General features: G+C 53.9%; 8 protein-coding genes. 5 read left to right on the forward strand and 3 right to left on the reverse strand.

The window, feature by feature from the left end:
- The 4 genes from bioD to Q0683_RS01415 form a co-directional block, all read left to right on the forward strand.
- Nucleotides 1-681, forward strand: a 681-nt coding sequence (gene bioD, locus Q0683_RS01400) for a dethiobiotin synthase (protein ID WP_298975893.1), incomplete at its 5' end; no start/stop codon positions are given.
- Nucleotides 682-775: 94 nt separating this feature from the next.
- Nucleotides 776-1,336, forward strand: coding sequence for a glutathione S-transferase family protein (locus Q0683_RS01405; RefSeq protein ID WP_298615249.1), 561 nt, complete (start codon nucleotides 776-778; stop codon nucleotides 1,334-1,336).
- Nucleotides 1,333-1,791, forward strand: a complete 459-nt coding sequence (locus Q0683_RS01410; RefSeq protein WP_298615246.1) for a DUF3531 family protein — start codon at nucleotides 1,333-1,335, stop codon at nucleotides 1,789-1,791. The genes Q0683_RS01405 and Q0683_RS01410 overlap by 4 nt, the downstream gene beginning before the upstream one ends.
- Nucleotides 1,782-3,110 carry a 16S rRNA (cytosine(967)-C(5))-methyltransferase gene (locus Q0683_RS01415; RefSeq protein WP_298975896.1) on the forward strand — a complete coding sequence of 443 codons (1,329 nt, stop codon included), beginning with the start codon at nucleotides 1,782-1,784 and terminating at the stop codon, nucleotides 3,108-3,110. Before Q0683_RS01410 ends, Q0683_RS01415 begins: the two co-directional genes overlap by 10 nt.
- On the opposite strand, the gene Q0683_RS01420 is transcribed toward Q0683_RS01415, so the two are convergent.
- The 3 genes from Q0683_RS01420 to lysS all read right to left on the reverse strand — a co-directional run bounded on the left by Q0683_RS01420 (nucleotide 3,082) and on the right by lysS (nucleotide 5,794).
- Nucleotides 3,082-3,888: a CPBP family intramembrane glutamic endopeptidase gene (locus Q0683_RS01420; RefSeq protein WP_298615242.1), complete on the reverse strand. Its 807-nt coding sequence runs from the start codon at nucleotides 3,886-3,888 to the stop codon at nucleotides 3,082-3,084. The genes Q0683_RS01415 and Q0683_RS01420 overlap by 29 nt on opposite strands.
- A 28-nt stretch (nucleotides 3,889-3,916) precedes the next feature.
- Nucleotides 3,917-4,198, reverse strand: coding sequence for an ATP-dependent Clp protease adapter ClpS (gene clpS / locus Q0683_RS01425; protein WP_298615240.1), 282 nt, complete (start codon nucleotides 4,196-4,198; stop codon nucleotides 3,917-3,919).
- A 75-nt stretch (nucleotides 4,199-4,273) separates the two neighbouring features.
- Nucleotides 4,274-5,794, reverse strand: a complete 1,521-nt coding sequence (gene lysS, locus Q0683_RS01430) for a lysine--tRNA ligase (protein WP_298975900.1) — start codon at nucleotides 5,792-5,794, stop codon at nucleotides 4,274-4,276.
- Nucleotides 5,795-5,926: 132 nt separating this feature from the next.
- Between lysS and ppk1 the strand changes: the two genes are divergently transcribed.
- The coding region (gene ppk1 / locus Q0683_RS01435) for a polyphosphate kinase 1 (protein WP_298975902.1) at nucleotides 5,927-7,903 on the forward strand (1,977 nt) is incomplete at its 3' end.

Consider the following 7,903-nt stretch of genomic DNA (forward strand, 5'->3'; position numbering starts at 1 on the left):
CAGTCCCTACTGATTACAGGTGTTGATACGGGTGTGGGCAAAACAATGATTACACGGGCACTATGGTCCTACGCCCATCGCTATCGTTCCCAAGAACGTTGGGGCATTTTTAAGCCGATGCAGAGCGGGACTGCGGTCGAGATCGGGGACGGGGATTATTACTGCCAAACGCTGCCTTTAGAACAAACAGCCAGTGAAGTGTGCCCCCTCAGTTTTACGGCGCCCCTTGCGCCTCCCATTGCAGCCGAATTGGAACAGCGCACGATTGATTTGGTGCCTGTGTGGCAAACTTACCGGCAGCTTCAGGAGCGCTTTGATTATCTTTTAGTCGAAGGGATTGGCGGTCTAGGGTCACCGATGACTTGGGAGTGGACGGTGGCAGATCTGGCGGCCGCTTGGAAGTTGCCCATTGTCTTGGTGGCAACGGTGCGCCTAGGGGCGATCGCCCAAGTTGTGGCCAATGTGGCCCTTGCCCGGCAGTACAAGCTGGACATTCGCGGTGTGATTCTCAACTGCGTCAACCCCTGTAGCGACACGGATATTGCGCAGTGGACACCGCCAGAATTTCTCAGCCGTTTCACCCAAGTGCCCGTGCTGGGGGTGCTGCCCTGTGGTCAACACTCCAATGAGGAGTTGGCGGAAAGGGTGGCTGAATGGCCGCTGGAACTGCTTTGGCGTTGAGGACGGTGAGGCAAGCAATCATTTTGAAGCCGATCAAAGCGCATAATAAAAGTGATTTAGATTGAATTGACACACCGATTGCTGCAACTGACCTATGCTTAAGCTCTATGGCGGTGCCAAATCCCGTGCCAGCATTGTTCGCTGGTATCTAGAAGAATTGGGAATTCCCTATGAATTTGTGCTGATCGATCTGCAAGCAGGGGAGCAGCAGCAGCCCGACTTTCTCAAACTCAACCCCATGGGCAAAGTTCCTGTGATCGTAGATGGCGATGTGGTGCTGTGGGAATCGGGAGCAATTTTGCTTTATCTGGCTCAAGTCCACGGTGAATTGCCCAAGGATGCGGCGGCGGCTGCCCAAGTCTATCAGTGGGTGCTGTTTGCCAATTCCACGTTGACACAGGCAATGCTTCCGCCTGAAAATCGCGATCGCCAACTGCCTCGCCTCCTTAAGGGGATTGAGACGGCCCTCACAGGGCACTCCTACATTCTGGGCAATGACTTCTCGGTGGCCGATGTTGCCCTGGGGTCAGTGCTGGCCTATCTTCAGATGCTCTTTCAGGTGGATCTAAGTCCCTATCCGGCGGTGGCGGACTACGTCGCTCGCTTGCAACAACGACCTGCATTCCAGAAGGGTCTAATGGGAGCTTCGGCATGAATGTCATCTTTCGCGAAGTAAATCCCTTTGATTTATGGATTTGGGTGGAATTTGCCGCACCCCCTTCGTCCGTTGAGCAGCAGTACCTTGAGGAAGTCTTTAACTCGTGGTTTTTCCTAGGGAAATTGGGGGGATTTAATGCCGAAAACCTACAGGTGCAGGAGACGGGGTTAGACCTCAGTTACCTAGAGTACGATCGCGCCCAAGCGGAGAGTTCAATGATGGCGGTAATGCACAATATGGGCGAGTTTGAGTACAACGATCGCTGGGCACGCTGCTGGTTTGATTTGGGCACCAGTGATGCGTTGGCCTTGGATGTGCTGATTAACGCCCTTAGCCAATTTAGTGAGGACTATGTGTCCCTAAAAACTCTAGTGATTGGCGGCGACAACCCCGAATGGCCGATCGCCACCAGTGAACAGCGGGAAAGGATTGAACAATCGGCGTGGAACTAAGTGCCCGTCGTCTTGCCCTTGAGGCTCTAGAGCAGGTGGCCAAGGGTACCTATGCCGATGTGGCACTCCATCGGATTCTGCAGCAGTATGCCCTCAAGGGGGGCGATCGCGCTCTGGTCACTGAACTGGTCTATGGCAGTGTTCGCCAACAGCGCACCCTAGATACCCTAATTCAGGGGTTTTGCCACAAAGTGCCTCCCCTAGCGGTACGGCTGGTGCTGCGCCTCGGCCTCTACCAACTGCGCTACCTGGATCGCATTCCCCCCCATGCCGCCGTGCACAGCAGCGTGGAACTGGTCAAAGAAATGGGCTGGGGCCACTTTGCCCCCCTGGTGAATGGGGTCTTGCGCCGCTATAGCCGCTCCCCCACCGATCCCCTGCCCGCCCTAATTGCTGACCTGCCGTTGGTGTCTCAACTGGGATGCCACTATAGTTTTCCCGATGACCTGGTTGGCGCTTGGTTAGAACGTTTGGGAGAGCGAGAATGTATTGCCCTCTGTGAATGGTTTAATCGGCCGCCGCGTCTAGATTTGCGCCTTAATCCGCTGCGCACCACCCCTGACCAACTGATTGCCGACTTTGCGGCGGCAGGCTACGGGTTGCAGCCAATTCCCCACTTGCCCCAAGGACTGATGCTGCCCCACTGTGGCCAAGCCATGTCGGAACTTCCTCGCTACACTGAAGGGCACTGGTCGGTTCAGGATCGGGCGGCGCAATGGGTCGGTCATCTCTTGGATCCGCAGCCGGGTGAAGTGGTCATTGATGCCTGTGCTGCCCCCGGCGGCAAAACCACCCATATTGCTGAGTTGATGGCAGATCACGGCCGTGTCATTGCCTGCGATCGCGCTCCCAGTCGTCTGCGGAAGTTGGAGCACAATCGCGATCGCCTGGGCTTGAGGAGCATTGAAATTTACACCCTTGATAGTGCAACGGCTGAGGACTTTCTAGAAGTGGGCGATCGCGTACTTTTGGATGTACCCTGCTCCGCCACAGGAACGCTGCACCGCCATGCCGATGCCCGCTGGCAACCCTTGAGAACCCGCTTGGGTGAACTATTGCCCCTACAGGCTCAGCTTTTGGCCAATGTTTCTCGCTGGGTAAAACCTCAGGGTCTATTGGTTTATGCCACCTGTAGCCTAGAAGCGGCAGAAAATGAAGTCCAGATTCAGCAGTTTCTCTCCTCCCATCCCCACTGGCATATTGAACCGCCCCCTCCCGACTTTCCCCTAAAGGCCGCCCCCGAAGGTTGGATTACGGTGTGGCCCCAGCAACAGGATATGGACGGTTTTTTTATGGTGCGGTTGCGACGCGATAGCTAAGTCCCAAGGCAACCAGTACCAAGAGACAAACGCCCATCAAGCCAGCGATTGGGTTACCGTTAACCCCCGTTAGCCACTCTGGGGCTACGCCGGTATAGCTCACTAAGTTGCCGGCATTAACGCCAAAATAGGCCCACACCAACCCCCCATGGAGTCCCATGGGAAAACCCAGCCGCCCCCCAAAAGCCCATTTACTTAATCCGAGAATCCAGCCCAAGAGCGCCAAGCCAAAAAATTGCGGCCATGTGGCCAAAATAACCTCCAAAGGATGCAGATAATGCAATGCCGCAAAAATCAGGCCATTGAGCAACAAGGCAAACCACGGTTGGTACTCTAGCTCCAGCTCCTGTAATAGCCAGCCGCGAAAGAGTAATTCTTCGGCAAAGCCCACAGCGACACCGGTTAGGGCGCCATTCAACAGCAGCAGACCAAAGCGATCCGGTAGCCCCTGCCACGTCACCCAGCCGAGGAGTCCCTCTATTAGGAATAACAGGGCAACTAGAATGACACCCCCGAACCAACCCCCTAGGGCATCCCGTCCAAAGAGCCAACCCCCCTTGAGGCCGTAAAACCCAAGGGGCGATCGCTGTTGGTGCACCCGCCGCCCCCAGACTCGCAGCAAGAGAATAAAGATAAGGTACAGTAGCCCCATGTTGACAAAGCTAGCTGCACCGCCCTCTCCCCAGAAAAAATAGATACTCAAACCCAAGGGCAGCCACAGCAGCAGCAGCGTCAAGGCAAAACTCAAGAGGCGAAGCCAAAAGGGGCGGCGGATCATCTGCCGCCAAAACTGTGAAAAAAGTGGCCTATTCAGCGGGTTCAATGGTGCTTGTCAGCCCTGCCATTTTCAGGCCTTCACAGTAAAATTCAGCGTGCTCAAGGGCACAGGTAATTACCAAGGCCACCCCTGTCGTGTGCGCCTCCATCATAATATCCACAGCTTGGGGTTGGGTGAGGCTTGGCACCGTCTTCAGTAGTACCTCCACCACATACTCCATGGAGTTCACATTGTCGTTGTGAAGCAGCACACGATAGCGAGGAGCCAACTTGCGAACGGTTGCTGGTTTCTCAATAGTCTGCACTGACATTGTTGGCCGTACCTCCATTTAGTGGAAGTTGAGTATGGACTTTAGTAAATTATGCTTAAGATTTTAGCAAACCCATCACAGTTGCCCAGTTGTCCCTTCAGGGCGCAGGAGTGGGAAAGCAATCACATCACGGATACTTGGCGAATCCGTCAGCAGCATCACCAAGCGGTCAATGCCAATCCCTAACCCTCCTGTGGGCGGCATTCCATATTCTAAGGCCGTGAGAAAATCTTCATCAACACCGTGGGCTTCCAAATCCCCAGCCGCCTTGCGCCGCGCCTGCTCCTCCAAGCGCTGCCGTTGATCCAAAGGATCCGTTAACTCCGAAAAACTATTGGCGTGTTCGCGACCGACGATAAATAATTCAAATCGCTCCACCAGTCCCGGTTGGCTGCGGTGAGCCTTAGCCAGCGGTGAAATCTCCACAGGGTAGTCAAGCACAAATGTGGGCTGAATCAGGGTAGGTTCAACGGTTTGCTCAAAGACTTCGTTGAGTACTCGCCCAATTGTGTCACAGGCGTCTAGGTCTTTTACCCCCACCTTTTGAGCTGCTTGCTTCGCTGCGGTCAGATCGCCCAACTGGCGAAAATCAATACCGGTTACCTCCGCCACTGCATCGTACATGGTTACTCGGCGCCACGGGGGCGTCAGATCAATCGTTTGCCCCTGATAGGGAATCTTGAGGGTACCCAGCACCTCCTTTGCCGCTGTGGTAATAATTGCCTCTGTTAGAGCCATCATATCGTGGTAGTCGGCGTAGGCCTGATAGACCTCGATGGAGGTAAATTCAGGGTTGTGCTTGGTTGAGATGCCCTCGTTGCGGAAGATGCGCCCCAGTTCATAGACCTTCTCAAAGCCACCCACAACTAAGCGCTTCAAATGTAGCTCCGTGGCAATGCGCAAATAAAGCTGCATCTCCAATGTGTTGTGGTAGGTGATAAAGGGACGCGCCTCAGCCCCTCCGGCTTCTGTCTGTAACACCGGCGTCTCAACTTCAATAAATCCCTGCTCATTTAGGTAGCGGCGAATGGCTGCGGTAATGAGCGCCCGCTTGCGAAACGTGTCACGCACCTGGGGGTTGACAATGAGATCCACATAGCGCTGACGATAGCGTTTCTCCACATCTGTGAGGCCGTGCCACTTGTCGGGTAGGGGCAGCAATGACTTGGTGAGCATGGTGTAGGATTCCACCACCACCGAGAGTTCTCCCTTTTCCGTGCGCTTGAGGGTGCCTACAGCGCCAAGGATATCCCCGACATCTGTGAGATGTTTCAAATCAGCAAAGGCTGCTTCTCCCATCCCTTGGGTGATCGTTTGCTTATCGAGGTAAAGCTGAATCGTGCCGCTGTCATCCTGCAGCGTAAAAAAGGCCAGCTTGCCAAAGATGCGCCGCGCCATAATGCGGCCGGCCACACTCACGCGATCGCCCACCGCTTCGCCCGCCGCCAAGTGGGCATATTTTTCCTGTAGAACTGCTGCCGTATGGGTGCGCTCCCAGCGATAGGCATAAGGGGTCATCCCTTGCACTTGCAATGTTTTTGCTTTTTCAATCCGTGTTGCCCGAATTTCGGCTCCCGTTGCCCCCACGTCAGCCATATTGGTAGAAACTCTCCACAATTAGCAAACCTTAACCTTCTCATTGTACGCTCTGGGGTTGGTACCAACGCTGCAAAAGGGGAATCGAGTACAGTGGATGCTAGGGTGACTGACGAACAAGAACAAACGGCCATGACCGCTGCGAAATCCCCCCGCCGTAAAGCTCCTGAATCGATTGATCTTGACAATCCACAGTACTACTTCAATCGCTCTTTAAGTTGGCTGGAATTTAATAAGCGGGTACTCCACGAAGCCTATGACCCCCGCACACCCCTACTAGAGCGGCTGAAATTTATGGCCATTTTCAGTTCCAACTTGGATGAATTTTTCATGGTGCGTGTGGCCGGTTTGAAGCAGCAAGTGGAAAGTGGCATTGTCCAAGGGGGAGCCGATGGTATGCCCCCAGCGGAGCAGTTACAAGCAGTGCGGCAATATCTGTTACCGATTGTTACCGAGCAACACCGCTATTTCGACCAAGAACTGCGCGCCCTCTTGGCAAAGGAAGCCATTTTCCTCACTCGCTTTAATCAGTTGACACCTGAGCAGCAGGCCTATCTCAACGACTACTTCCAAGCTCAAGTTTTTCCAGTGCTTACCCCCTTAGCAGTTGATCCTGCCCATCCCTTTCCCTACATTTCTAGTCTAAGTTTGAATCTCGCAGTGCTCATCCGTGACCCAGACTCTGGCCAAGAGCACCTAGCGCGAGTGAAGGTACCGAATCAGTTTCCTCGCTTTGTGGCACTGCCCCAACATTTGTACTTCCCTCAAGGTGCCCATTGGGTCGGCGTGCCCCTCGAAGAAATTATCGCCCACAACCTCAGTGCCCTCTTTCCGGGGATGGAGATTCAGGCCTACTTTGCCTTTCGCATTACCCGCAGTGCTGATCTTGAACTGGAAACGGACAAGGCCGATGATTTACTGATTGCCATTGAGCAGGAAATTCGTAAACGGCGCTTTGGGTCTGTGGTGCGTCTAGAGGTGCAGCGAGGTATTCCATTACTTCTCAAGCAAACCCTCATGGAGGAAATGGATCTCGAGGAGATTGATGTCTATGAACTCGATGGTCTGTTGTGCTTGAATGATTTATTTGCTTTTATGGCCTTGCCCTTGCCCCAGTTTAAGGATCCGGAGTGGCACCCTCAAGTTCCTCCGCGTTTCCAGCGAGTAGAAGAACGGGAATCGATGTTTGACACCACAAGCGAAATTACGACCCTAGGCACGGACTATTGGGAAGCAGTCGCCAACGAACTCTTTGCCCTGATTCGGGAGGGGGATATCATTGTTCACCATCCCTACCATTCCTTTGCCGCAACAGTACAGCGCTTTATTACCTTGGCTGCCCATGATCCACAGGTGCTAGCAATTAAAATGACGCTCTATCGCACATCAGGCGACTCACCGATTGTCAATGCCCTAATCAAGGCAGCAGAAAATGGCAAGCAAGTGGCTGTTTTGGTAGAGCTGAAGGCACGCTTTGATGAGGAGAACAATATCCTCTGGGCGCGGAAGCTGGAGAAGGTTGGCGTCCACGTGGTCTATGGCGTGCCGGGTCTCAAAACCCACACTAAAACGGTTCTGGTTGTGCGCCAAGAGGCGGGACAAATTCGCCGCTATATCCACATCGGCACGGGCAATTACAATCCGAAAACGGCTAGTCTTTATGAGGACTTAGGCCTGTTTTCCTGCCGCGAGGAATTGGGGGCTGATCTCTCGGAACTCTTTAATGTACTGACGGGCTATTCCCGCCAACGGGAGTATCGTCAGCTGCTCGTTGCCCCGGTCACCATGCGCGATCGCACACTTCAACTCATTTACCGTGAGATTGAGCACGCCCGCAATGGCCAACCGGGGCGGATTATTGCCAAGATGAATGCCATTACAGATACCCAAGTGATTCGTGCCCTCTATGAGGCCTCCCAAGCAGGAGTGGAAATTGATTTGATTATTCGCGGCATGTGCTGTCTGCGCCCCGGTGTGCCGGGAGTGAGCGATCGCATTCGGGTGATTAGTATTATTGGCCGCTTTTTGGAGCACTCACGGATTTTCTACTTTGGGAATAATGGTCAGCCTGAATACTACATTGGCAGTGCTGACTGGCGATCGCGCAAC

Origin of the sequence: uncultured Thermosynechococcus sp. (genome assembly GCF_938074695.1) — a bacterium.
Lineage (GTDB): Bacteria > Cyanobacteriota > Cyanobacteriia > Thermosynechococcales > Thermosynechococcaceae > Thermosynechococcus.

What these genes read in the sequence shown, in the direction of transcription:
- Q0683_RS01405 (WP_298615249.1), top strand. Translation starts at nt 776, where the DNA reads ATGCTTAAGCTCTATGGCGGTGCCAAATCCCGTGCCAGCATTGTTCGC.
- Q0683_RS01410 (WP_298615246.1), top strand. Translation starts at nt 1,333, where the DNA reads ATGAATGTCATCTTTCGCGAAGTAAATCCCTTTGATTTATGGATTTGG.
- Q0683_RS01420 (WP_298615242.1), bottom strand. Translation starts at nt 3,888, where the DNA reads ATGATCCGCCGCCCCTTTTGGCTTCGCCTCTTGAGTTTTGCCTTGACG.
- clpS (WP_298615240.1), bottom strand. Translation starts at nt 4,198, where the DNA reads ATGTCAGTGCAGACTATTGAGAAACCAGCAACCGTTCGCAAGTTGGCT.
- lysS (WP_298975900.1), bottom strand. Translation starts at nt 5,794, where the DNA reads ATGGCTGACGTGGGGGCAACGGGAGCCGAAATTCGGGCAACACGGATT.